Consider the following 24,954-nt stretch of genomic DNA (forward strand, 5'->3'; position numbering starts at 1 on the left):
CGGATCGCTGATCTGTTTGCGCCCGCGGAGTGGATCTGCTCGTAGGAGAATGGCCATCCTGAACCGGTGAGGGGCTTCTGGTCGGAAGTCGGAAGGGAACGTCCGGTCAGTCGATGGCGGGAAGGACGCCGGAGATCAGCAGCAGCGCCACCACAATGGCGAGGATGATCCGGTAGATCGCGAAGGCCTTGTACGAGAAGGTCGAGACGAATTTGAGGAATCCGATGATGACGACGTATCCCACGATGAAGCTCACCACGGTGGCGGCGATGGTCGCGGTCCACCCGGGGAACAGCGGATCCGATTTGTAATCGCGAAGGGCCTTTGCCCCCTCCAGGATTCCCGCGCCGAAGACGGCGGGTATGGCCATGAGGAAGCTCACCCTCACGGCGGCCTCACGCGTGTATCCCATGGCGCGCCCGAAGGTGATGGTTCCTCCCGAACGCGAGATGCCGGGGATCAGGGCCAGCATCTGGCCGATGCCGAAAAGGAGCGCCTCCTTCCACGTCATCGAGTTCATGGTTTTGATCTGGCGTGACCGGGCGTCGACGATCCACAGAAGGATGCCGAAAAGAAGCAGAACGGTGGCGGTGATCCAGAGATTGCGCAGAGTGGTCTCGATCGCCTTCTGGAACATCAGGCCCGCGATGACGATCGGCATGGTTCCGATGATGATGAACCATCCGGTTGACGCGTCCCTGTCACCCGCGCCGAATCGGTGGGCCGTGTCGGCGCCGTTGTCCCCGCGAAGGCACAGAAACCAGTGCGTCAGTATGCGGGCGATGTCATGGCGGAAATAGAGAATCACCGCGAGCTCGGTTCCCAGTTGGATGATCGCCGTGAAGGCGGCTCCGGGATCCGAGCCCAGCATCAGATCGCCGATGATGCGGATGTGGGCGCTGGACGAGACCGGAATGTATTCCGTCAACGCCTGCACCAGCCCTAGTATTATCGCCTGAAAGAAATTCATGGTCCCTCTTTTGCCTCGCTTGGATCATCACATCGCGCGGATGTCCGTCGTGCCCTGTGGGCGGGGGCCCGCACGGCCCGAACAACCATACGCCGTGCACCGGTCATGGTCGAGACGGAGGCGGGAGCATCCATGTCGTCGGGATGCGGAGATGGTCTGATGACATGGTTCTTGTCGCGCGTCGACCCGACAATGCAACCAGGGATTCAAGTCGCGCGTCCGAAGGCGTCTTCCCGGTGCCGCGGGCGTCGATGCGAGGATTCGGTCGATGCGAGGATTCAAAGGAGACATGGTCATGGCCACATATCGTAAGGAGCGGGCCTTCGCCCCGCATGGTTTCTTCGAGTGCGAGGGGCGTGGCCTCAGATGGCTCGCCCAGGCGATGCCGCTCGGAGGGCCCAGGGTCGTCGAGGTCTACGGATGGGGCCGGGATCATCTGGACATCGAGCGCGTCGACGCCTGCTCCCCCACGCCCAAGGCGGCCTATGATTTCGGCGCTTCGCTGGCTCGGATGCATGACATGGGCGCCGATGCCTTCGGTGCTGGTCCGGATGGGTACGACGGAACGTGCTATTTCGGTCCCCTCCAGGACCCCGTCCCCATGGACACGGGGGCCTGGAAGGACTGCGCCGCCTATCTGGCCGAGGGACGTCTCGAGCCCATGGTGTCCATGGGAGTGGAACGCGGGTCTCTGAATCAGTCCGATGTGGCTCTGACCCGTCAGGTCATAGCACGGCTGCCGGAGCTGCTGGGGGAAGCCGCCGATGACGTCCCATGCCGTGTCCACGGGGATCTGTGGAGCGGCAACGTTATGTGGACGCATGACGACGAGGGGCGGACGGAAGCCGTCCTCATCGATCCGGCGGCACACGGCGGCCACCGTGAGGAGGATCTCGCGATGCTGCATCTTTTCGGGATGACGTCGCTGGATTCGATTATGCGGGGATACCAGTCCGTCCATCCGCTGGCGTCCGGATGGGAACGGCGCAGAACGCTCTGGCAGCTGTATCCGATCGCCGGGCACTGCGTGTTCTTCGGCGGCGGCTACGTCAGCGAATACCGATCCATGTGCCGGTCCCTGCTGGATTAGTCGGACTAGCCGGATTAGCAGGACTAGTCGGGTTGGCCGCCTGACCGCAGGGGGTCGCGAACGGGCATGCGACGTGCGGCACGCCAACGAATGGGTGCCCGCGCTCGCGATGGGTGCCCGCGAATGCCCGCCGGGCGAGATGGATGCTCGACGCGGGATTCTCCGGGATCCTCTCTATGGGATTCTCTCAGCTCAGGGCGTCCCTGAGCTTGCTGAAGAACCCCTTGCGGTTCGGCGAGGCCGGCTGCGGTGTCTGGGGGGTTCCCGTGTCGTCCGTGTCGTGGCTTGCGGCGAAGTCCTCGATGAGCCGTCTTTCATGATCGTCGAGTCTGGTGGGTATCTCCACCGAGACATGGGCGATGAGATCGCCCCGGTCCGATTGCTGGCGGATCTTCGTGACACCCAGTCCCTTGAGGGTGACGGTGTCGTCGGGCTGGCATCCCGCAGGGACGTCGATTGTGCGGGGGCCGTCGAAGGTGTCGATGTCCACGCCGTGTCCGAGGACCGCCCAGCTCATGGGAATCCGCACCCAGCAGTGGAGGTCGTCCCCGTCGCGGGTGAAGCGCCTGTCCTTGGCGATGGTGATGTCGACGTAGAGGTCTCCCGCCGTGCCTCCTCCTTCTCCCACCTCGCCCTGACCGGCAAGACGCAGACGCGTCTGATCGGAGATCCCGGCGGGGATGGTGATTCCCACGTCGCGGTTCGTCCTGACGCGGCCATGCCCCTGGCATGCCGGGCATGGGTGCTCGATGATCGTCCCGTAGCCTTCGCACCGGTCGCAGGGCGCGGTCGTCATCATCTGCCCCAGAAGAGTCCGCACCACCTTTTGCCGGTATCCCGAGCCGTGGCAGTCCGGACACGTCGTGGGCCGCTCGCCGTTGGTCGTGCCCATGCCCGCGCAGTCGCCGCACAGCCCGTAGGTCGTTATGGTGACATGGGCCGTTCCTCCGAAAACCGCCGTCTTGAGATCGATGGACGCGTGGGCCAGCGCGTCCCGGCCGGACTGCCGACGCGGCCGGGGTCCCGAGGATCCACCGGCGAAGGGTCCGGATCCGGAGAAGAACTGGCTGAAGATGTCGCCCATATCCCCCATGCCGAATCCCGAGGCGCCCGCGGACGCGGAGGGGTCGTTGGGATCCACGCCGGCATCGTACATCCGCCGCCGCTCCGGGTTGGACAGGACCTCGTAGGCGTTGTTTACTTCTTTGAACTTGTCCTCGAACTCGGGTCCCGCGATATCCGGATGGTATCGCCTGCTCATCTTGCGATAGGCCTTTTTGATGTCGGCGTCGCTGGCCGATCGGTCTATCCCCAGAACCTCGTAATAATCTGTCACAGCCTGTCCTTCGTTCGTGTCATCCGGGTTTCGACCGGTCCCGTCCTATGTGGTGTCCGTATGGGATGTCGTGGCGGTCATATTGTGCCATGCATACCGGTCAGAGCTATTGCGGATGCTCCTGCGGAGTGATCAGCGCGGTGAGATACCTGGCCACGGCCCGCACCGCCGAGATCGTGGTCATGTAATTCATGTGGGTGGGGCCGATCGATCCGACGAAGGCCAGCGACTGATGATGCGCGCTCGTTTCTCCGTCCTCCCCGTCGTCGGCGGTGCGGCCGTATCCGCTTGTGACCACCGAGGCGTGGATGAGTCCCGGCGTCCCGGTCTCCGAGCCGATGGCGACCCCTACCCCGGTGTCGGTGTCCTCCTCGCTGAGCGTGTTCATAAGACGCATCAGGACGACCTGTTCCTCCAGTGCGTCGAGCAGCGGCGCCAGATCCGAGGCGTTGGGCTGGTGGGCGAGCCGCGAGGTGCCCGCCATATAGAGCTCGCCGGCACGCTCGTCGGTGGCGAGATCCTCCAGGGTGCGGCATAATCCATCAGTCAGAGACCCGCTGACGGAGGTCGCCCGCGACCGTATCCTTTCCGCGGCGTGGGAGAGCGTCAGCCCTGAGGCGACGGCGTTGGACAGCGCGCAGAAGCGGGTCAGCTCGTCATCGCCGGGCATGTCGTCGACGGTCATGATGTGCTGGGCCACTCGTCCGCTGTCCGTGATGATCACGGCGAGAAGAGCGTGTGAGGACACCGGGACGATCTCCACGTGACGGAGAGTGGATTTCGACAATGCGGGCGACGCGACGACCGCCACCTGGCCGGTGATGTTCGCCAGCAGGCGCGCTGATCGGCGAAGCGTGTCCTGCAGGCTGACGGAGCCGCGGAGGAAGCTGCTGATGCCGCGGCGCTGCGCCGCCGACAGGGGCATGATCGTGGCCAGCCTGTCCACGAAGTATCGGTACCCCTTCTCCGTGGGCACCCGTCCCGCCGATGTGTGCGGCTGGACGAGGTAGCCCTCGTCCTCAAGCGCGGCCATGTCATTGCGTATGGTCGCCGAGCTCACTCCCAGATCATGGTGCTTCGCCAGCGACGATGAGCCGACGGGCTCCTGCGAGTCGATGTAGTCCTCGACGACGGCACGTAGAACCGTCATCCGGCGTGAATGCGTCATACGTGCCTCCTCTCCGTCGGAGGGGAGCCGCCCTCGGCCGGTGGTTCCACAGGACCCGCGGCTCCCTTCGAATACTCCCATAGTATTAGCACTCGATTGCATGGAGTGCTAAGGGTTTCGTTCTGGGATGAGTCCATGCCCATCCGACGGAGGCGCATTCGCTCCGGGAAAGGGGCCGTGAGGGGTCGTCCGGGAGCCCTCGCACCGCATGGAACGCCTACCGCGAACACGCCTGACGGCCGCGGCTAAGTCTTCGACGGCGGCTAGCATGAATACGCAATGTGTGGGAGGTCATGGCACGGCAAAAGCCGAACGCGTGGCGCCCGAGGTATTGGAAGGAAAGTAGATCACCTATGACCGATTTCACCTGGTCTGAATTGGACGAGCGCGCCGTCAAAATGGCGAAGGTGCTCTCAGCCGACGCCGTTGAGAGGGCCGGTCACGGCCATCCCGGTTCCCCGGTATCGTTGGCTCCCATCGCCTACACCCTGTACCAGCGCTACATCAAGCATGACCCCAATGACCCGCATTGGGACGGGCGCGACCGTTTCATCCTTTCGGGTGGGCATGCGTCGCTCACGCAGTACGTTCAGCTGTACTTCTCCGGTTATGGGCTGACGCTCGACGACCTGAAATACTTCCGTGGCGGCGCCGACACCCGCACTCCGGGACATCCCGAGTACGGCCTCACGCCGGGAATCGAGATGACGACGGGGCCTCTGGGGCAGGGTCTGGCCTCCGCCGTCGGCTTCGCCTATGGCCAGCGCTTCGAGCGCGGACTTCTCGATCCCGACGCCCCCGAGGGAGCGTCCCCCTTCGACCACAAGGTGTGGGTCATCTGCGGCGAGGGCGACGTCGAGGAGGGCGTTTCCTCAGAGGCAAGCTCCCTGGCGGGGAACCAGAAGCTCGGCAACCTCACGGTCATCTTCGACGCCAACCACATCCAGATCGAGGGCGACACCAAGCTCACCTTCTCCGAGGACATCCTCAAGCGCTATGAGGCCTATGGATGGTACACCGACGAGGTCAGCTTCATACAGCCTGACGGCTCCTACAAGGAGGACGTCCAGGCCCTTGCAGCTGCGCTCGACAAGGCCGAGAAGGTCACCGACCGTCCGAAGTTCATCAAGGTCGACACCCTCATCGCATGGCCGACCCCCGGCAAGACCAACAACGAGGCGTCCCATGGCTCCAAGCTTGGCGCCGAGGCCGTCGCGGGGCTGAAGAAGATCCTCGGATTCGATCCCGAGGTCGACTTCCCCATCGACGAGGAGGCCCTTGCACATGCGCGCAAGGTCGCCGAACGCGGCCTCGAGGCCCACAAGGAATGGGACGAGAAGTTCGCCCAGTGGAGGAAGGCCAATCCCGACAAGGCCGCCCTGTACGACCGGCTGAAGGCCGGGGATCTTCCCGAGGGCTTCGACAAGGCCATCGACGACGTGGAATCCGGATTCGAGTCCGGCTCGAAGGTCGCCACGCGAAAGGCGTCCGGCGTGGTGCTCAACGCCATCGCCGCGGTGATGCCGGAGCTGTGGGGTGGATCCGCGGATCTTGGCGGCTCCAACAACACCAACATCAAGGGCGCGAAGTCATTCGGCCCCTCCGCGGACGCGACCCGCACGTGGCCCGAGACCTCGGAGTATGGTCGTCAGCTGCATTTCGGCGTGCGTGAGTTCGCCATGGGCGCGATCACCAACGGCATCATCCTCGGCTCCGACACGCGTCCGTTCAATGGAACCTTCTTCCAGTTCTCGGACTACGAGCGTCCCGCGGTGCGTCTTGCCGCATTGATGCAGATCCCCAACCTCTATGTGTGGACCCATGACTCGGTGGCCCTCGGGGAGGACGGTCCGACCCACCAGCCGATCGAGCACCTGACGGCGTTCCGCGCGGTGCCGCAGCTCGAGGTCGTTCGTCCCGCGGACGAATACGAGACCGCCGAGGCGTATCGTGCGTTCTTCGAGAAGAAGAACACCCTGCCCACGGCGATGATACTGACCCGTCAGGGCGTCCCCGCTCTCGCCGAAACCGCCGAGAAGGCGCGTGAAGGCGTGCGCAAGGGTGCCTATGTGCTCGTCGACGCCGAGGGAACCCCCGATGTCATCATCATCGCGACCGGTTCCGAGGTCCAGTGGGCCGTCGAGGCGGCCAGGACGCTGTCGGCCGACGGCGTGAAGGCCCGCGTGGTGTCCATGCCGTCGATGGAGTGGTTCGAGGAGCAGGACGCGGAGTACAAGGAGGAGGTCCTCCCCCGTTCCGTGAAGGCCCGCGTCTCCGTCGAGGCCGGTCTGGCGATGCCGTGGTACAAGTACATCGGTGACTACGGCAAGGCCGTGTCGATCGAGCAGTACGGGCTCCAGGGCGATGGCGCGCAGAACATGATCGATCTGGGAATCACGGCCGAGCATGTCGTCGAGGCTGCCAAGGCCTCCATCGAGGATGCGAAGGCGGCCTGAGCCACCCACCATGCCGGAGCAGTCCCGTCCCATGCGCCGCGACGTATCGGGACGGGACGTCCCGCATAGCAAGATTGTTCCATATCCATGGAAATATAAGGAGAAACAGCAACAATGACAGAAGCAACGCAGCGCACCAGTGATTCAGGCGTCTCCATCTGGCTGGACGACCTGTCCCGCACCCGCATTGAATCCGGCTCGCTTCAGGACCTCATTGCCAACAAGAACGTCGTTGGCGTCACCACCAATCCCTCCATCTTCCAGAAGGCCCTGAGCCAGGTCGGACCTTATGACGCCCAGCTCAAGGAGCTCGGCAAGGTCGACGTCGAGACCGCGGTCCGTGAGCTCACCACCACCGATGTGCGCAACGCCACCGATATCTTCCGTGAAGTCGCCGAGAAAACCGATTTCGTGGATGGCCGCGTCTCCATCGAGGTCGATCCCCGTCTTGCCCACAACACCGAAGAAACCAAGAAGCAGGCCGTGGAGCTGTGGGAGAAGGTCAACCGCCCCAACGCCATGATCAAGATTCCCGCGACTCTTGAGGGACTTCCCGCCATCACCGCGACGCTCTCCAAGGGCATCTCCGTGAACGTCACGCTGATCTTCTCGCTGGAGCGCTACGAGCAGGTTATCGATGCCTTCATCGAGGGAATCGCCCAGGCTTCCGCCAACGGCCATGACCTCAGCCACATCGGATCGGTCGCCTCCTTCTTCGTGTCTCGCGTGGACACCGCGGTCGACAAGCTGCTTGAAGCCAATGGCTCCGATGAGGCCAAGGCGCTTGAGGGCAAGGCCGCGGTGGCCAACGCCCGTCTGGCCTATGAGCTTTTCGAGAAGAAGTTCGCTTCGGATCCCCGCTGGGCCGCGCTTGAGGCCAAGGGCGCCAAGAAGCAGCGTCCCCTGTGGGCCTCCACCGGCACCAAGAACGCCGCGTACTCGGATTGCAAGTACGTCGACGAGCTTGTCGCTCCTTTCGTCGTGAACACCATGCCCGAGAAGACCCTCAACGCCCTCGCCGATCACGGCAATGGCGCGCCGTCAATCAAGGGAACCTACGCGGAGAGCAAGGCCGTCATGGACAAGCTCGCCGAACTCGGCATCAACATCAAGGATGTCACCGACAAGCTTGAGGCCGATGGCGTCGCCGCGTTCATCAAGTCTTGGGATTCGGTGCTTTCCGACACTCAGGCCGGAATCGATCGCGTCAACGGCTGATAGGTCAATGGCCATGGAGGCACTCCGACGTGCGAACCGCCGCATGTGACGTCTTACACGAATAACGTCATATGGTGATAACGGAATAGCGTCGAATAACGGAATAACGTTATGGAGCCTCCCGTTTGGGGTCCCCACCGCGTGTAGCACGGTGGGACCCCAAACCATATGGTTCCACGGGCAGTAAGGGCTCACTGGTAGTAAAGGCTCGGGGACGGCACGTGTCAGTGGATCGTACGAGGGCGTCCGCCGGATTGATGGCCGGTGGCGGACGTCAACGGCTGCGGGAACGCATCAGCCGAGTTCTTCAGTCAGATCCCGTCAACCCGAGCCGCGTCGGTCAACCGGGTCGGTCGAACCTGATCAGTCAAACCGGGGGGTGATCCACCAGGCGACGCCGTCGTCGTTGTTGGAAGGACAGACGTCGTCGGCCGCCGTGAGAACGGAGGGAGCGGCGTTGGCCACGGCCACGCCGCATCCGGCGGCCCGAAGCATCGCGATATCGATGAGATCGTCTCCGAAGGCCGCCGTATCGTTCTGCTCGACGGAGAAATGACGGCAGAGCGTACGGAACGAATCGGCCTTGTTCGCCCGTGGGTTCATCAGCATCCACATCGTGCCTTCGGAGATCCCGACGGAAAAATCAGGCGGAATCAACGAGCGTAGGCGGGTGATGTGCCGCTGTTCGGGGAAGATGATGATCTTGTCGGCTGATCCTTCGGGAACGTCCGTGAAGTCCGTGTATCGGAAGATCTGAGTCTTCCAGTACACGGACATATCGAAATTCGTGTACCGTACGTCGTTCATCACCAGACCGATCCGCAGGTCGGGAATCTCGTCGAGGAGCATCCTGCAGACCTCGCATCCCCGCGTCGAGGGAAAGCCCACGCTGATGACGTGTCCGTCGGCGGGCGTCGCCCCCGAGATCAGCAGTTCGCTTGTCGAATCCCGTGGGCTGAGATCGATCAGCGCCCCGTTGAGATATACGCAGGCGTCGGGCCGGAGCAGCTCGACCAAGGAATATCCCGTGCTGACGGGACGCGCGGTGGATACGGCGAAGAGAACCCCATGATCCTTCAGCCGACGAACCGCCTCGACGGAATCGCGGGTGATGAATCGTTCCTCGAAGGTGGGAGCGTCATGCAGAAGGGTGCCGTCCAAATCGGCGACCACCATCCGCGGCGGATTTGCCCCCGCTCGAGAATCCACCGCGGATCGAGGAGCGCATGATGGCTTCCTGGAACGAACCATGGCGTTCGGAATGGTCACACCAGATTGAATTTGGTCATCAGCCCGAGGGCGATGATGATGGCGACCCAGATAAGGGCGATGATTACCGTCCAACGATTCAGATTCTTTTCCGCGACGCCTGAGGTGCCGGCGTTCTGCGTCAGACCACCGCCGAACATATCGGAGAGACCGCCACCCTTGCCTTTGTGCATGAGGATGAGAAGGGTGAGCAGGACGCTGGCGAGCACCAGAACGATCTGCAGAACAAGTTTGACTACTGCGATAGCGGACACGAAGGAACCTCCAACTCGATGGTACCTGTTAACAATAGCGCAGGATATGGTCCGACTCTTACCTGTGGCCCGTACGATGGGTGTATTTCTCGGTGAGGCGGGCTATCGACGTGAACTCGTCGACGTCCAGAGACGCCCCACCGACGAGAAAGCCGTCGATATCGGGCTGTTCGATGAGCTGGGCGACATCGCGCGACGTGACCGACCCGCCGTAGAGAACCCGAACCGAGGACGCCACGGTCTCGTCGAAGGTCGACCGGACGTGGTCGCGTATGGCCCGCGCGGCATCCTGGGCGGATTGCGGCGTCGCAACCATTCCCGTGCCTATGGCCCAAACCGGCTCGTACGCGATGAGCATGTGGGATGTCTGCTCGTCCGAAAGGTCGCGCGTGACGTCGCTGACCTGTCCGACGGCGAAGTCGAGGGCGATTCCCTGACGACGCTCCTCGAAGCTTTCGCCGACGCAGAGGATCGGATGCATCCCGGCTGCCAGAACCGCGCGGACCTGATCGACGATGTTCGCGTCATCCTCCGGATGATATTTGCGTCGTTCCGAATGCCCGACCAGAACGTAGGTGCATCCCAGTCGCGCGAGCATATCCGCCGAGATGTCCCCCGTGAAGGCTCCCTGGGTGGTCACGGACACGGATTGTGCCCCGTACGTGAGGGGCAGCCGATCCGCTTCGACGAGGACCTGGACGCTTCGAAGGGACGTGAAGGACGGAAGAAGGGCGATCTCGCAGCGACGGTTGTCGAAATGCACGTCGCGAAGAGTCCACGCGAGTTTCTGTATGAAGTATGTGGCCTCGAGATGATCGAAGTTCATCTTCCAGTTCCCCACGACTACGGGCATGCGTGTCGGTGGCATCACTCCCCCATCGTCATGGCGCATCATTCCACCATCCTATCCGGCGTCACGGATGCCCGATCGACTTCGTGACGGCACCGACCCACCCTACGTCGGAAAGGACACGGTACCCGACGCCGCCGTCGATGGAGCCGTGCCCTTTCCGCGGGAAGTCGTCGCTCAGTTCAGAACCTCGAGACCCGGAAGGGTCTTGCCCTCGAGGAACTCAAGGGAGGCGCCGCCACCGGTGGAGATATGTGAGAAGCCGTCCTCGGGGAAGCCCAGATTACGGACCGCCGATGCGGAGTCGCCGCCGCCGACGATCGTGAAGGCACCCTTCGCCGTGGCATCGACAAGGGCCTGGGCGACGGCCCGGGTTCCCTCGGCGAACTGTGGGACCTCGAACACGCCCATGGGGCCGTTCCACACCACGGTTTTGGAATCCACGATCGCATCATGGAAAAGCCTGGCGGACTCCGGACCGATGTCCAGCCCCATCCTGTCCTCGGGAATCGCGTCCGCGGGAACCACCTGCGGATCGATGGGGGTGTCGCCCGCGGGGAATCCCGCGTTCACGACGATGTCGGTGGGAAGGATCAACTCGACTCCGCGCTGCTTCGCGGTGTCGATATAGCCCTTGACCTTCTCCAGCTGGTCCTCCTCCAGAAGGGAGGATCCCACCGCGTATCCCTTGGCCTTGAGGAAGGTGAAGACCATGCCGCCGCCGATGACCAGACGGTTCGCCTTGTCCAGCAGATTCTCGATGACGCCCAGCTTGTCCGACACCTTCGAGCCGCCCAAGACGACGGTCAGAGGACGCTCGGGATTCACCGTCGCGTGCGACAGCGCCTTGACCTCCTTCTCGACCAGAAGGCCCGCGGCCGAGGGGAGGTCGGCGGCGACGTCGTAGTTCGATCCCTGGGCGCGGTGCACGACGCCGAATCCATCGGACACGAAGACGTCGCCAAGGGCGGCGATCCTCTTCGCGTACGCTGCGCGCTCCTGCGCGTCCTTGCTGGTCTCCTCGGGGTTGAAGCGAACGTTCTGCAGAAGGACCACATCGCCATCCGACATGGCCGACACCTTCGCCTTGGCGTCATCGCCATAGGTGTCCGCGGCGAGCGGAACGGCCACGCCAAGCAGCTCCCCCAGACGGGCGGCCACCGGTGCGAGCGAGAGCTCGGGAACGACCTTGCCCTTCGGACGACCGAGATGGGCCATAAGAATCACCTTGGCCCCCTCATCGCGCAGCGCGTTGATGGTGGGCAGAGCGGCCTTGATGCGTCCGTCGTCCGTGATGGTCGCACCATCGAGAGGGACGTTGAAATCGGCGCGAACCAGAACGCGCTTCCCCTTGAGATCTCCAAGATCCTTGAGTGTCTTCATGACTATGACTATCCTTTCCTACACCGTGTCGGACACATCGTGGCCAGCCACGGGAAGAGCATGGCGCACGATCACACGCCACTAGCGATGATACAGGCATCGACGAACAACAAGGGCCCTCGCGAAGACCGAACGGGTCAATCCCTGCTCTGGCTTTTCGACACCTTGTCGGCGAGCTGGAGAAGCCTTCTGATGCGGCCGGCTATGGCGTCCTTGGTGATGGGCGGAGTGGCTTTTCGGCCCAGCTCCTCAAGGCTCGCCTCGGGATGATCGAGTCGGAGCTGGCCCGCCGCCCGAAGGTTGTCGGGAACGTCGTCGCCGAGGACCTCGAACGCATGGTTGACCTTGGAGATGGCCTCGGCCGCGGCCTTGGCGCTTCGCCTCATATTGGCGTCATCGAAATTCGCCAGTCGGTTCGTCTTGGTCCGCGGTTCGGCGTCGGATCTCTTTCCCGTCCATTCGCGCGCGGACCGAGGTGCTCCCATAAGGTTGAGCATGCGCTCGATGGCATCGGGATCCCGCATGGTGACGCGCTCCGAGCTGCGGACCTGACGAATCTTGGCCGAGGTGATCCCCAGACGCCGCGCGGCATCCTCCAGGGCGAGTGCGGCCTCCCGCGAGGGACAGACGACCTCAAGGAACCCGGCCTCCCCAGGTTCGGATATGAATCCCCGGGCAAGGAAGGCGCCTCTCCATGCGGCCTTCACCTGCGCGATGTTCCCGGTGATGATCTCCGAGGGAAGACCCTTGACCAGATGCATGCGCCGGTCGAGCAGGCCGGCCTGCAGCGCCAGGGCGGTCGCGCCGCGCTCCACCAGAACGTCATATCGGCGGACCTGACCCATGGGCGTGGAGCGCATGACCTGCGTGACGATGGCCTGACGGTGGAAATGCGTGGATATGGTCCGCTGCAGCCACCGTGAGGCGTCGATGGAATCCAGCTGAGCGCGCACCACCGCCTGGTTGTTCACGGGCCTGAGCCCCCCGCCAAAGCGCATCATCGCGGCCGCCTGCGCCATAACAGCCACGGGGAGGTCGTTGTCTATCGCGGCGAGTTCGCTTTTGACATCATCAAGTAGTGCCAAGAGCACCCTCCTGTTTCCATGCTTCCCTGAATCGGATGACCGGGTGTTCCCGTTCATGCCACGGCATTCTGTGATACCGAAGGTTGTGGACAACTCCATCGTCGTCGTCCATCCTCACGGCCGTCTTCGTTGGTCGTCATCATCTTAACCGTGGTCGCGTCGACGCAGCTCCCGAGCCGATACGGTGACGGACAATCCCTGAGACCGCAGTCGTGACGCCAGCGCCTCGCCGATGGCCACCGACCGGTGCTGGCCCCCGGTGCAGCCCACGGCTATCGTGACGAAGTGCTTGTCCTCGCGCGAATATCCGTCGATGGCCACCAGAATCGTCCGCTCGTACGCGTCCAGAAACTCCGTGGCGCCCTGGCTCGACAGAACATAATCCCTCACCGGGCCGTCCCTGCCGGTCAGATCCCGCAGCGCGGGAACCCAGAAGGGGTTGGGGAGGAAGCGCACATCGGCCACGAAATCGGCGTCGAGCGGGATTCCGTATTTGAATCCGAAGCTGAAGATGTGGACCGCGACCGTGGACGGGCCCGATCCCAGCATGGCCTCGTAGAGTTTGGTCGAGAGCTGGTGGATGCTCAGGGCGGACGTATCGATGACGGTGTCGGCATGCTTCTTGAGACTCGTCAGCAGCTCGCGCTCCTCACGGATGCCGTCGATCAGCCGGTTGCCGTGCTGGAGCGGATGCGGTCGCCGGACGGATTCGTAACGCTTGATGAGGACGGCGTCCGAGGCGTCGAGGAAAAGGATTCTGGTCTTGACATCCAGATCGTCCAGATGGCTGAGCACGGCTGACAGATCGTTGAAGTAGCTGCGCGACCGAACGTCGATTACGGCGGCGAGGCGATGGACCTTGGATCCGGAGGATGTCATCATGTCGACGAGCGGGATCAGGAGCTTCGGAGGAAGATTGTCCACCACATACCAGCCCATATCCTCGACGCAATTCGCGGCGCGCGAGCGCCCCGCCCCGCTCATGCCCGTGATGAGGAGGACCTCGAATCCCTTGTCATCGGCGTTGCGGTCGGCATCGGCAGCGTGATCGTGGTCGGCATCGTGCAGGAGCCCATTCGATTGGTGCGCTCCGGCGGACGGGGAAACCGGCGATGCGGGGACGCTGCCGGAGGGGACGCTGCCGGCGGAAAGGGCCGCGGGCAGCGCGGGTCCTCCGGATGGTGACATAGTGTTCCGATCCTTCATGAGCTTCTTCCCCTGTCGTCGGATCTGTCGTCGGATACGGTCGTCCGACCGTCCATCGCCGATTCCCGTCCGTTCAGCACCGCGTTCCTCAGCGCCCTGTCCATCACCTCGCCGATTCGATCCATTCCGAACGAGTCGATTCTGGCCAGACCGTCCGCCGTCGATCCCACCATAAGACGCACCTGCGCCACAGCCTGATGCACGAGCATATGCTCGCCGCCGATGGGTGTGCCGCCGTGCCTGTCCCATTCCCGCAGGAGCAGACTCGGCATGGGGTCGTATGCCACGTCGAGAAGCGTGCCGTCAAGACGGGGAGCCCTGTCCCGCAGGCTCAGGGCCAGGGAATCGGCCGCGTGCGCGGGGAGGGTGCTGATCACGATCTCGGAGTCCACGAGGCGGTCAAGGACTGCGGGGACGTCATCCAGGGATATGGCGTCAAACGCGTGGATGGAGGGAAGCGCGTCGCAGAGGTCCAGGATGGCGGTGTTCCGTCCCGGATGGCGGGCGATGACGACGATCCGGCCATGGTCCGTGAGCTCGGAGCAGGCCGCCACGGCCGACAGCGCGGTGTTCCCGTTGCCGATGATGGCGATTCGCGTCGGATCCGCGTCGGATGGCAGGCGGAGCCGTCCGGAGGTCTCCCGGCCTCCGGACGAGGAAGCGTCCCGGCCGCCGCATGGAGCGTTGAGAATCGCCTGACGGATGCCTTCGACGTCCGTGTTGTACAGCCGGGGGCGGTTCCGTCCCGAGGAGTCGAGGATGGCGGTGTTCGCGACGGCCAGCCGCGTCGACCATTCATCCATGCACTCACCCAATGGGATCACCGTCCGCTTCAGCGGCATCGTCAGACTCAGTCCCGTCCACGTGGAATCCAGCGACCGAAGGAACCCGGCGAGATCGTCCTCGCCGACCTCCGCCCAGGTGTAGAGCCAATCGTCAAGTCCAAGGGCGTGATAGGCGGCGTTGTGAAGCACTGGTGACAGCGAATGGGAAATCGGTCGCCCCAAAACCGCGCATCGATGATCGACTCCCGTCATGTCGCCTCCCTCGTTTCCTCCATCGTAGAGCCTTCCCTGGTCGATGGTGCCTTTCCGGCGGATACCGCTCCTCCGATCGTCTTCTCTCCGATCGTCTTCTCCGCGATCGTCTTCTTCCTGACCGACGGCGTGCCGTCCCCATCCGGACCCGATGCGGCGAGGGCCTGATGAATCGCCTCCGCACGCGACCGTCCGATTCCGTCGACGGCCAACAGCTCCTCGACGGAGGCCGCCCGGATCGCGCGCACCGATCCGAAGGCCTTCAGAAGACGCCGCTGCATGCCCGGTCCGATCCCGTCGATCCCGTCAAGCGCGGATCGGAGGGATCCCCGGCGCCGGACGTTCCGATGATAGGTGATGGCGAAACGGTGCGACTCGTCACGCAGACGCTGGAGAAGATACAGTCCCTGCGACTGGCGTGGGAGGATCAGCGGATAGTCCTCGTCGGGAAGCCATACCTCCTCGAGGCGCTTGGACAATCCGCAGACGGCCACGTCGTCGACGCCGCGGTCGTGGATCGCCTGCGCGGCGGCCCGTGCCTGCGGGCGCGCGCCGTCCACCACGACGAGATTGGGCTTGTACGCGAAGCGATGCCGTTGCGCCGACGCCACGCCATCGGTGCTCTCGCCGGTATCCCCCGCGACGTTGCCATGGCGGAAGCGGCGCGACAGCGTCTCGTACAGCGCGTCGAGGTCGTCCAGACGTCCCTCCCCGTTCCTTCCGTGGATCTCGAACCGGCGGTACAGGGACGGCTTGGCGATGGCGTCCTCGAAAACGACCATCGAGGCCACCTGATATGAGCCGTCGGTGGCGTTCGAGATGTCGTAGCATTCGATGCGCAGCGGGGCGTGGTCGAGGTTCAGTGCGGCTGCGACCTGGTTCATCGCCTCCGTGCGCGCACCCAGATCGCTGATCCTGCTCAGTTTGCTCCGTTGGAGCGCCTGCCCGGCGTTCTCATGGGCACGGTCCATCAGAGCCTTCTTGTCCCCGCGGCTCGCCACGCGCACGGTGACCGATCCGTGCCGCAGGTCTGACAGCCACGCCTCCAATTCGCCCGTCCTTGACGGCTGTATCGGGACGATGACCTCACGGGGTATGGGGGAAATGGGGGCCATCAGATCGGCGCGTCCCGTCTGCCCCTGTATCTGGTTGCGCTCGCGAGTGGCCTTGGCCCGCTCGACGCCGTCCACGGCCGTGGCCTTCTGCGTCGCCGCCACGGCGTCGCGTCTTTCGGTGACCAGAATCGACGAATCGGGATTCCTCGCGTCATCGGCGGAGATGTCCGTATAGACCTGCCAGAGCATGTCGTGCATCAGATCCTCGTCGCTGATGTCCTCGACGCGTTCCACGCTCCAGTTGCGTTCCCCGCGGATCGTTCCGGCGCGGACGAAGAACGCGTGGACCGAGGCCTCCAGCTCGTCGGATGCGAAGCCGAATACGTCGGCGTCGACGTCGCTGTCGAAGGTGACGGCGTTCTTCTCGATCACCGTGCGGAGCATCGTGATCTCGTCCCGGAGCCGCGCGGCGCGTTCGAAGTCGAGATCGGCGCTCGCCCGTTCCATCTCGTGGGCGAGCTGGGCGAGATAGCCGTGGCTGAGGTTTCCGTTGAGCACGCCGACCAGCGTGGCCACCATGGCCCTATGGTCGGCGGGATCGATCCGGGACACGCAGGGCGCCGAGCATTTCCCGATGGACGCCAGAAGGCATGGTCGGCCGGAGGCCCGTGCGCGCCGGAACACCGAATCCGAACACGTGCGCACCGGGTAGGCCCGCAGAAGGGCATCGAGGCTTCTGCGCAATTCCCACACCTTGGCGTACGGGCCGAAATAGCGTGTGCCGCGCCGCTTCCTGCTTCTGGTGATCCACACCCGGGGAACGGGCTCCTCGATCGATGCCGCGAGGTATGGGTAGGTCTTGTCGTCACGGAACACCACGTTGAAGCGCGGATCGAACTCCTTGATCCACGTGTACTCCAACGTCAGGGCCTCAAGCTCGGTGCCCACCACCGTCCATTCCAGCGATCTTGCGGTCAGCACCATGGTCTGCGTCCGGGGATGCAGCTGGGACAGCGGCTGGAAATAGTTCGTCAGCCGCTGGCGCAGGCTTTTCGCCTTGCCCACGTAGATGACCCGGCCCTCACCGTCACGCCATTTGTACACGCCGGGCCGGGCGGGGATGTCGCCGGTTCTGGGGCGGAAAAGGTCGCGTGAGTCGCCCAGAAGCGGCGCCCCGTTGGCGTTGGTGCCGGTGGTCCTCCACGCGGGGCTCGGGGTCGGGTCGGGTGGATTCGTCATCGGGCGGTCGCCTTGCCGGTCCGGTGACGGACGGCCTGATGCGCGCCCGTTCTCCGTCCCTTCCCGGAATCGGATGCTACGGAAACGGACTTCTCCAGAAGCGGCCTGAGGAACCGTCCCGTCCAGCTGTTATCGCATCGCGCCACCTGTTCCGGGGTTCCTTCGGCGACGACGGTCCCTCCTCCGTCCCCGCCCTCCGGACCGAGGTCGATCAGCCAATCGGCGGATTTGACGACATCGAGGTTGTGCTCGATCACGATGACGGTGTTGCCCTTGTCGACAAGGCTTTGGAGGACGAGAAGGAGTTTGCGCACATCCTCGAAATGAAGACCCGTGGTGGGCTCATCGAGAATGTACACGGTTTTCCCCGTCGACCGGCGCTGCAGCTCCGTGGCGAGTTTGACGCGCTGCGATTCACCGCCGGAGAGGGTGGTCGCAGGCTGCCCCAGCCTGATGTAGCCCAGCCCCACGCGGACCAGGGTGTCGAGATAGCGTGAGATCGAGGGATAGGACTTGAAGAAGCCGGCCGCCTCCTCGATGGGCATGTCCAGCACGTCCGCGACGGTCTTCCCGTTGTACGTGACCTCCAGCGTCTCCCGGTTGTACCGCTTCCCGTGACAGGCCTCGCATTCGACATACACGTCCGGCAGGAAGTTCATCTCGATTTTGATGGTCCCGTCGCCATGGCAGCTTTCGCAACGGCCTCCCTTGACGTTGAACGAGAACCTACCGGGTCCGTATCCGCGGACCTGCGCCTCGGGCGTCTTGGCGAAAAGCGTTCTGATCTTGTCCCATACGCCGGTGTAGGTCGCGGGATTGGAGCGCGGCGTGCGGCCGATGGGGTTCTGGTTGACGTGGATCACCTTGTCGCATTGGTCCACGCCCTCGACGCGCGTGTGCTTGCCGGGCACGATGCGGGCCCCGTTGAGCCTGTCGGCGAGAACCGGATAGAGGATGGTGTTCACCAGAGTCGACTTGCCCGATCCGGAGACCCCCGTCACGCATGTGAAGACGCCGAGGGGGACGTCGACCGTGATGTCCTGCAGGTTGTTCTCCCGCGCGCCGATCACCCGCAGCCGGGATTTCGCATGGACCCGGCGCCTGCGGTCGGGCACCTCGATGGCCCGACGTCCCGCGAGATAGTCGCCCGTAATCGACCGTGACGCCTCGGATATGTGCGCGGGAGGGCCGGAATATATGACTTCTCCGCCATGCTCCCCCGCCCCGGGGCCTATGTCGACCAGCCAGTCGGCCTTTTCGATGGTCTCCTGATCGTGCTCGACCACGATCAGGGTGTTCCCCAGGTCGCGTAGACGGTGAAGCGTCGCTATCAGGCGTTCGTTGTCGCGTTGGTGCAGTCCGATGGAGGGCTCGTCCAGCACGTACATCACCCCCACCAGTCCCGATCCGATCTGCGTGGCCAGCCGGATGCGCTGGGCCTCTCCGCCGGAGAGCGTCTTCGCCGCGCGGGATAGCGTGAGATAGCTGAGTCCCACGTCGTTGAGGAACCCCAGACGGGCTCGGATCTCCTTGAGGACCTCCCCGGCGATGGTGGCGGCGGCGCCCTCAAGCCGCAGTCCGTTCACCCATGACAGGCTTTTGCGGATCGGCATGTCGCACACGTCGGCGATGGATCTTTCGCCGACGGTGACGGCGAGGACCTCGGGACGCAGACGGCGGCCGCCGCAGGTCTGGCAGGGGACCTCGCGCATGTACGACTCGTAGTACTGCTTCATCTGGTCCGAGTCCGTCTCGTCGTGGCGACGCATCAGGGTGCGCACCACCCCTTCGAATCCGGTCGAGTACTCCCTCAGCCGCCCCCATCGGTTGCGGTAGGAGACCTTGACGGTGAAATCGTGGCCGTACATGATCGCCTGACGGACCTCGGCGGGAAGATCCTCCCAGGGGGTGTCGAGATCGAAGTCCATGTCGGAGGCCAGACCCTCAAGCACATGCCTGTAGTACTCCCCTGTTCCCTTGCCGATCCCCCAGGGTTCGATGGCGCCGTCGTTGAGGCTTTTCGAAGGATCGGGTATGACGAGCTCGGGGTCGATCTCGAGCTTGTACCCGATGCCGGTGCACTCCGGGCAGGCGCCGTATGGAGCGTTGAAGGAGAAGGTCCGAGGCTCGATCTCGTCGAGTTCGAGAGGATGCCCGTTGGGGCAGGAGCGGTGCTCGGAAAAGGGGCGCCTCCGATCGGCGTCCTTTGGATCGAGGTCGACGAGGTCGGCGACCATCAGACCCGAGGACAGGCGCAGGGCCGTCTCCACCGAATCCGTGAGCCTCTGCCGGATGCCCTCGCGGATCACCAGCCTGTCGACCACGACCTCGATCGTGTGTTTGCGCTGCTTGGTCAGGGTGATGTCATCCGCGAGTTCGCGCATCTTCCCGTCGATGATGGCGCGGGCGTACCCGTCGCCGCGCAGCTGGTCGAGAAGATCGGCGAACTCCCCCTTGCGTCCGCGGACCACGGGTGCGAGGATCTGGAACCGGGTCCCCTCTTTCATGGTCAGCAGTTCGTCGACCATCTGCTCCGGGCTTTGCGCGGCGATGAGGGCTCCGCATTCCGGGCAGTGGGGAATTCCAGTCCGCGCGAAGAGCAGACGCAGGTAGTCGTATATCTCGGTGATCGTCCCGACCGTCGAGCGTGGATTGCGGTTCGTCGTCTTCTGGTCGATGGACACGGCGGGACTGAGGCCCTCGATCAGATCGACGGCGGGCTTGTCCATCTGCCCGAGGAACTGTCGCGCGTAGGCGCTCAGGGACTCGACGTACCGACGCTGTCCCTCGGCGAAAAGGGTGTCGAACGCCAGGGAGGACTTTCCCGATCCCGACAATCCCGTGAACACCACCATGCGGTTGCGGGGAATGGCGAGATCGACGTTTTTGAGATTGTGCTCGCGCGCGCCCTGGATGATGATCTTCCGATCGTGGTCGATATGGGAGAGATCCGCCACGAGGGTCCCGTTGCTGCTGTTGAAGGCCATGGAGGGCATGTCGTCGCCCGTGCCTCCGGGGAGCCCGTGTTCCGAGGTCGCGGCATGGGTGGGATGCGTGGCCGTGGGAGCCGTCTGTGTGGGAGTCGTCTGTGTGGTCGCCGTCTGTGTGGTCATGTGGCTGTCTGTTGTTCCTTGGTCAGCTGTTCCGCGCGTGGTCATGGGCATGCTCCCCAGACTATCGCACATCATGAATTATTCGAACACCTGTTCGACGTCAGGGAACGGATGGGGATGATTGGCGGGGGTCGCTATGATGGTCCGTTGGTCTGCCAATGCGCGGTGATGGACATGAGGCGCGGTGCGTGGCGGGGAGAACGACGTGAACGGCGCGGGCATGGAACGCGATGGCGATGAGGAACGGTGGTTGACGGATGGCGATTGAGGGCAAGGGGCTGGAGATCCGCATCGGGGCGCGGACGCTTCTGCATCCCACGGATTTCCATGTGTCCGCGGGCGACAAAATCGGTCTGGTGGGGCGCAACGGGGCGGGCAAGACCACCCTGACCCGGGTCGTTACCGGGGATATGCTTCCATCGGCCGGATCCGTGAGGGTGTCGGGGAAACTGGGCTACCTCCCGCAGGACACGCATGCCTCCGACCCCCGGCAGACGGCTCTTGACCGCATGATGAGCGCCCGCGACATCGCCTCCATCATCACTCGCCTGCGCAAGGCCGAGACCGGCATGTCCGATCCCGATCCCGACGTCATGACCGCGGCCATGGGGCGTTACGACAGGGCGATGCAGGATTTCGAGAAGGCCGGAGGCTATGCGGCCCAGTCGGAGGCCATAGCGATGGCCACCAGTCTGGGGCTCCCCCAGGAGGTGATGCAGCGGGCGCTGGGCACGTTGTCGGGTGGCCAGCGCCGCCGCGTGGAGCTCGCGCGGATCCTGTTCTCGGACGCGGACACTCTGATACTCGACGAGCCGACCAACCATTTGGACGCCGACTCCATCGAATGGCTGCGAGGATATCTCAGACGCTTCAACGGCGGTTTTCTGGTCATCTCCCACTCGACCGAGCTTCTTGACGAGGTCGTCAACAAGATCTGGCATCTCGATGCGCAGCGCGGTCAGATCGACATGTATTCATTGGGGTGGAAGGCCTATCTGCATCAAAGGGTCGTCGACGAGGAACGGCGCCGCCGCGAGCGCGAGGTGGCCGAGAAGAAGGCCGACCGGCTGATGCGTCAGGGCATCAGACTGCATGCGAAGGCCACGAAGGCCGTGGCCGCCCAGAACATGATCCGCCGTGCGCAGCGTCTGCTCGACGGCACCAGCGAGGCCGAGCGCGGGGAGAAGGTCGCCGACATCCGGTTCCCTGAGCCCGCGCCCTGCGGGAAGACCCCGATCATGGCCACCGACCTGTCGAAGGCCTATGGGTCGACGATCGTCTTCGCGGGCATCAATCTGGCGATCGACAAGGGATCGCGCGTCGTCATCCTCGGCGAGAACGGCGCGGGAAAGACGACGACGCTGCGGATACTCGCAGGAGAGGAGGACCCCGACACCGGCGAGGTCGTGTATGGCCACGGATGCAAAATAGGGTATTTCGCACAGGAGCACGACACCCTGGATCTTGACTCCACCGTTCTGGAGAATCTGGCGCATGTGGCCCCCGATCTCGATGACACCCACGTGCGGTCGATACTCGGCAGCTTCCTGTTCTCCGGCGACGACGCCCTCAAGCCCGCGCGGGTCCTCTCCGGAGGCGAGAAGACGCGTCTGGCGCTCGCCACGCTGGTGACGTCGCGCGCGAACGTGCTTCTGCTTGACGAGCCGACCAACAATCTCGATCCGGCGTCGCGTGACGAGATTCTCAAGGCCATTTCGAAGTACGAGGGCGCGATCGTTCTGGTCACGCACGACGAGGGGGCCGTCGAGGCGCTGAATCCCGAGCGGGTCCTGCTCATGCCCGACGGTGATGAGGATCTGTGGAACGACGAGTACCTCGATCTGGTTGCCGAGGAATAGAACGGTGAGGCACTGCCGTTTCTGACGGGTTCTTCTGACGGTTTTTCCTGACGGGTCGACGACGACGGGTTGAGACGGCATGGTGGCGCCGGCATGGTGAAGACGACGTGGTGAAGACGACGTGGTGAAGACGACGTGGTGGCCGTGTTGGCGGCGTCGTGGGAGCCGCGTCGCGGGAACGGCACGGCATCACGCCGCATATCCGCATCCATGGGGAGACGTCTCGGGTTGCGCGTCGATCCGAAGGCTATGACAATCGAAGACGGATGATCCGACGGCGGAAGGTGCGGCATGAGGGATGACATGGCGATGAGTGGCCTGCGCGGCATGCGTGCGGATAATGGGACGAGCGACGATGATCCCAGGACAAGGATGCTGCGCACGATGGCGTTCACGTCATCCGACGTCCGTGCTGCGGAGAGGCCCCTGCTCGACCGTTCGGTTCCGTTGATGAGGATGGCCTCGCGGGCGCTCGCGGATGTCTGCCGATCCGTCGTCAACGCGCGCGGCTCCGAGGTTGAGCGGTCCTCCATCGTCATCCTCGCGGGTGCCGGGAACAACGGTGGGGACGGGTTGTACGCCGGTTCTCTTCTGGCCCGGTCCGGCGCCGGCGTCACGGTGCTGGCCGTGGGGACGGCGCTGCATGACGCGGCCGCACGGTCGTTGATGAGGGCTGGCGGTCGTGTTCTCGTCGTGGATCCGCGCTGCCGGATCCCCGGCTTCGATACCGGCTTCGATGATGCCGAACTCCGCCTCAGGCTCACGGCATCGGCCGATCTTCTTCTCCATGCGGATGTGGTGATGGACGCGATGACGGGCATCGGATCGAAGGGCGCGCTGACGGGCACGGCATCCGTCATGGCGGATCTCCTCGCCGAAATCCTCCATGACGGTCGGAGATGCGCCGACGGCAATGACGACAATGACGGCAATGGAGAAGGGGCCCATGACAGGCCCACGGTCGTCGCCGTGGACGTTCCCTCGGGGCTCGGCGTCGATTCGGGGACGGTTCCCGGTGCGAGCATAACGGCCGATGTCACGGTGACGTTCGGGGCCCTGAAGCCGTGTCTCGTCGTTCCCCCGGTCTGCTATCGACGCGGCGGGCTTGTGGTGGTGGATCTGGGTCTCGATCTGGATCCCGGCAGGGCCGTCGTCCGCAGGATGGACGCGTCATGCGCGTCGTCGCGTCTTGTCGTCCCCGGGGCCGGCGACATGAAATACTCGCGTGGCGTCGTCGGGCTGATCACCGGTTCCCAGCGCTATCCGGGGGCCGGCGTGCTGTCCGTGTCCGCGGCGGCCCGGTCGGGGTGCGGAATGGTGCGGTATCTGGGTCCACGCCGAGCGCAGGATCTGGTGCTGCAGGCCATGCCGGAGGTCGTTGTCGGCAAGGGGCACGTTCAGGCGTGGACGGTCGGATGCGGAGTGGATCCCGATGACCATGATGACGATTCTCCGGCATCGGCGGTCGGGGCGCTTCTTCGCCACTATCAGACGGATGACGGCGGCTCCGTGTCGACGACGGGGGTAGAGCCGATGCCACCAGTTTCGATGCCGCCCGTGTGCGTGGACGCGGGCGCATTGGATCTTCTTCCGGACCATGTTCTCCCGCAGGTCGTCATCACCCCCCATGCCGGTGAGCTTGCCCGCCTGCTGACCCGCATGGGCCATCCGCGAACGGTGGACGCCGTTCTGGACGATCCGTGGGGGAACGCCGTTCTGGTCCATCGGATCACCGGCGCGACGGTTCTGCTCAAAGGCGCCATGACCCTGGTGGTGGGCGACGATGGACAGGGGGATGGTTTACATCCGGATGGAGCGCATCCGGATGGAGCGCGCACGATGGTGTCGGGGGCGGGGCCCGCGTGGCTGTCGACGGCGGGATCCGGCGACGTTCTGGCGGGTCTTATCGGATCCCTTCTCGCCCAGTGGCGGGCCTCCCGTGAGAGCGCCGACGACGCTACGGCCGAGGAACGGTCATCCGCGGGCAAGGATCGGGGCTGTCCCGCCGTCACCGAGATCGCGGCGGCGGGCGCCTACATCCACGGTCTTTCGGGACGGATGGCAAGCGGATGCGATGTATGCGCCGACGCCGAACCGCTTATCATGCGCGTGGCTCCCGTGGGGGGCGTCACCCGGGACTCCTCCACGTCCTCCGATCGGGTGCCTTGGAACCGGGCCCGATCCATCGGCCATCCCATCGTGGCGTCCGACCTGATCGAGCAATTGCAGTTCGTCCTCGCGTCGCTTCTGCGCCGCCATGAGGACGATGACGCGAGACGATGACGCGATATGGCGGTCATGCCGGTAGGATGGACGCCGCCCGTGATTCCTTCCCGCCGCGTCATCCGCTGTTCCCATTCGTCATG

The 24,954-nt window shown here is 64.1% G+C and carries 15 protein-coding genes and 2 pseudogenes; 5 read left to right on the plus strand and 12 right to left on the minus strand.

Going from position 1 to position 24,954, the window contains the following annotated elements; translation table 11 throughout:
• Nucleotides 1–106 precede the first annotated feature (106 nt).
• Nucleotides 107–970, minus strand: a complete 864-nt coding sequence (gene uppP / locus BMIN_RS06465; protein WP_022860668.1) for an undecaprenyl-diphosphatase UppP — start codon at nucleotides 968–970, stop codon at nucleotides 107–109.
• Nucleotides 971–1,265: 295 nt separating this feature from the next.
• Here uppP and BMIN_RS06470 point away from each other — a divergent pair, with 295 nt between their 5' ends.
• On the plus strand, nucleotides 1,266–2,060 hold the full coding sequence (locus BMIN_RS06470) for a fructosamine kinase family protein (protein ID WP_026647336.1): 795 nt from the start codon (nucleotides 1,266–1,268) through the stop codon (nucleotides 2,058–2,060).
• A 187-nt stretch (nucleotides 2,061–2,247) separates the two neighbouring features.
• Here BMIN_RS06470 and dnaJ read toward each other — a convergent pair whose 3' ends face one another.
• Together dnaJ and hrcA are read right to left on the minus strand one after the other, a co-directional pair.
• Nucleotides 2,248–3,396, minus strand: a complete 1,149-nt coding sequence (dnaJ, locus tag BMIN_RS06475; RefSeq protein ID WP_022860670.1) for a molecular chaperone DnaJ — start codon at nucleotides 3,394–3,396, stop codon at nucleotides 2,248–2,250.
• A gap of 106 nt (nucleotides 3,397–3,502) precedes the next feature.
• The gene (gene hrcA, locus BMIN_RS06480) at nucleotides 3,503–4,564 is read right to left on the minus strand and encodes a heat-inducible transcriptional repressor HrcA (protein ID WP_022860671.1); all 1,062 of its coding nucleotides are present in this window, start codon (nucleotides 4,562–4,564) and stop codon (nucleotides 3,503–3,505) included.
• Between the two features lie 353 nt (nucleotides 4,565–4,917).
• Here hrcA and tkt point away from each other — a divergent pair, with 353 nt between their 5' ends.
• Nucleotides 4,918–7,020, plus strand: a complete 2,103-nt coding sequence (tkt, locus tag BMIN_RS06485; RefSeq protein ID WP_022860672.1) for a transketolase — start codon at nucleotides 4,918–4,920, stop codon at nucleotides 7,018–7,020.
• Nucleotides 7,021–7,134: 114 nt separating this feature from the next.
• The gene (gene tal, locus BMIN_RS06490) at nucleotides 7,135–8,238 is read left to right on the plus strand and encodes a transaldolase (protein ID WP_022860673.1); all 1,104 of its coding nucleotides are present in this window, start codon (nucleotides 7,135–7,137) and stop codon (nucleotides 8,236–8,238) included.
• 363 nt (nucleotides 8,239–8,601) lie between these two features.
• Here tal and BMIN_RS06495 read toward each other — a convergent pair whose 3' ends face one another.
• The 9 genes and pseudogenes from BMIN_RS06495 to uvrA form a co-directional block, all read right to left on the minus strand.
• Nucleotides 8,602–9,414 (minus strand): HAD family hydrolase, encoded by an 813-nt coding sequence (locus BMIN_RS06495; protein WP_022860674.1) that lies wholly within the window; start codon nucleotides 9,412–9,414, stop codon nucleotides 8,602–8,604.
• An 89-nt stretch (nucleotides 9,415–9,503) separates the two neighbouring features.
• Complete coding sequence (secG, locus tag BMIN_RS06500) at nucleotides 9,504–9,752, minus strand: preprotein translocase subunit SecG (protein ID WP_026647338.1); 249 nt, start codon at nucleotides 9,750–9,752, stop codon at nucleotides 9,504–9,506.
• Between the two features lie 67 nt (nucleotides 9,753–9,819).
• The gene (tpiA, locus tag BMIN_RS06505) at nucleotides 9,820–10,629 is read right to left on the minus strand and encodes a triose-phosphate isomerase (protein WP_026647339.1); all 810 of its coding nucleotides are present in this window, start codon (nucleotides 10,627–10,629) and stop codon (nucleotides 9,820–9,822) included.
• Nucleotides 10,630–10,788: 159 nt separating this feature from the next.
• The gene (locus tag BMIN_RS06510; protein ID WP_022860677.1) at nucleotides 10,789–11,994 is read right to left on the minus strand and encodes a phosphoglycerate kinase; all 1,206 of its coding nucleotides are present in this window, start codon (nucleotides 11,992–11,994) and stop codon (nucleotides 10,789–10,791) included.
• A 137-nt stretch (nucleotides 11,995–12,131) separates the two neighbouring features.
• Nucleotides 12,132–13,079, minus strand: a complete 948-nt coding sequence (whiA, locus tag BMIN_RS06515) for a DNA-binding protein WhiA (RefSeq protein ID WP_026647340.1) — start codon at nucleotides 13,077–13,079, stop codon at nucleotides 12,132–12,134.
• A 144-nt stretch (nucleotides 13,080–13,223) separates the two neighbouring features.
• Nucleotides 13,224–14,147 (minus strand): RNase adapter RapZ, encoded by a 924-nt coding sequence (gene rapZ, locus BMIN_RS06520; protein WP_051126251.1) that lies wholly within the window; start codon nucleotides 14,145–14,147, stop codon nucleotides 13,224–13,226.
• A 134-nt stretch (nucleotides 14,148–14,281) separates the two neighbouring features.
• Nucleotides 14,282–15,322 carry a shikimate dehydrogenase family protein gene (locus tag BMIN_RS06525; protein ID WP_022860680.1) on the minus strand — a complete coding sequence of 347 codons (1,041 nt, stop codon included), beginning with the start codon at nucleotides 15,320–15,322 and terminating at the stop codon, nucleotides 14,282–14,284.
• Nucleotides 15,323–15,480: 158 nt separating this feature from the next.
• Nucleotides 15,481–17,616: pseudogene (gene uvrC, locus BMIN_RS06530) on the minus strand (excinuclease ABC subunit UvrC); the annotation flags it as partial.
• A gap of 95 nt (nucleotides 17,617–17,711) precedes the next feature.
• A pseudogene (gene uvrA / locus BMIN_RS06535) lies at nucleotides 17,712–20,612 on the minus strand (excinuclease ABC subunit UvrA); the annotation flags it as partial.
• 374 nt (nucleotides 20,613–20,986) lie between these two features.
• On the opposite strand from uvrA, the gene BMIN_RS06540 reads away from it, so the two are divergent.
• Nucleotides 20,987–22,588 (plus strand): ABC-F family ATP-binding cassette domain-containing protein, encoded by a 1,602-nt coding sequence (locus tag BMIN_RS06540; protein WP_022860683.1) that lies wholly within the window; start codon nucleotides 20,987–20,989, stop codon nucleotides 22,586–22,588.
• A 291-nt stretch (nucleotides 22,589–22,879) separates the two neighbouring features.
• Nucleotides 22,880–24,871, plus strand: coding sequence for a bifunctional ADP-dependent NAD(P)H-hydrate dehydratase/NAD(P)H-hydrate epimerase (locus BMIN_RS06545; RefSeq protein ID WP_022860684.1), 1,992 nt, complete (start codon nucleotides 22,880–22,882; stop codon nucleotides 24,869–24,871).
• Nucleotides 24,872–24,954 lie beyond the last annotated feature (83 nt).

Origin of the sequence: Bifidobacterium minimum (genome assembly GCF_000741645.1) — a bacterium.
GTDB classification, from domain to species: domain Bacteria; phylum Actinomycetota; class Actinomycetes; order Actinomycetales; family Bifidobacteriaceae; genus Bifidobacterium; species Bifidobacterium minimum.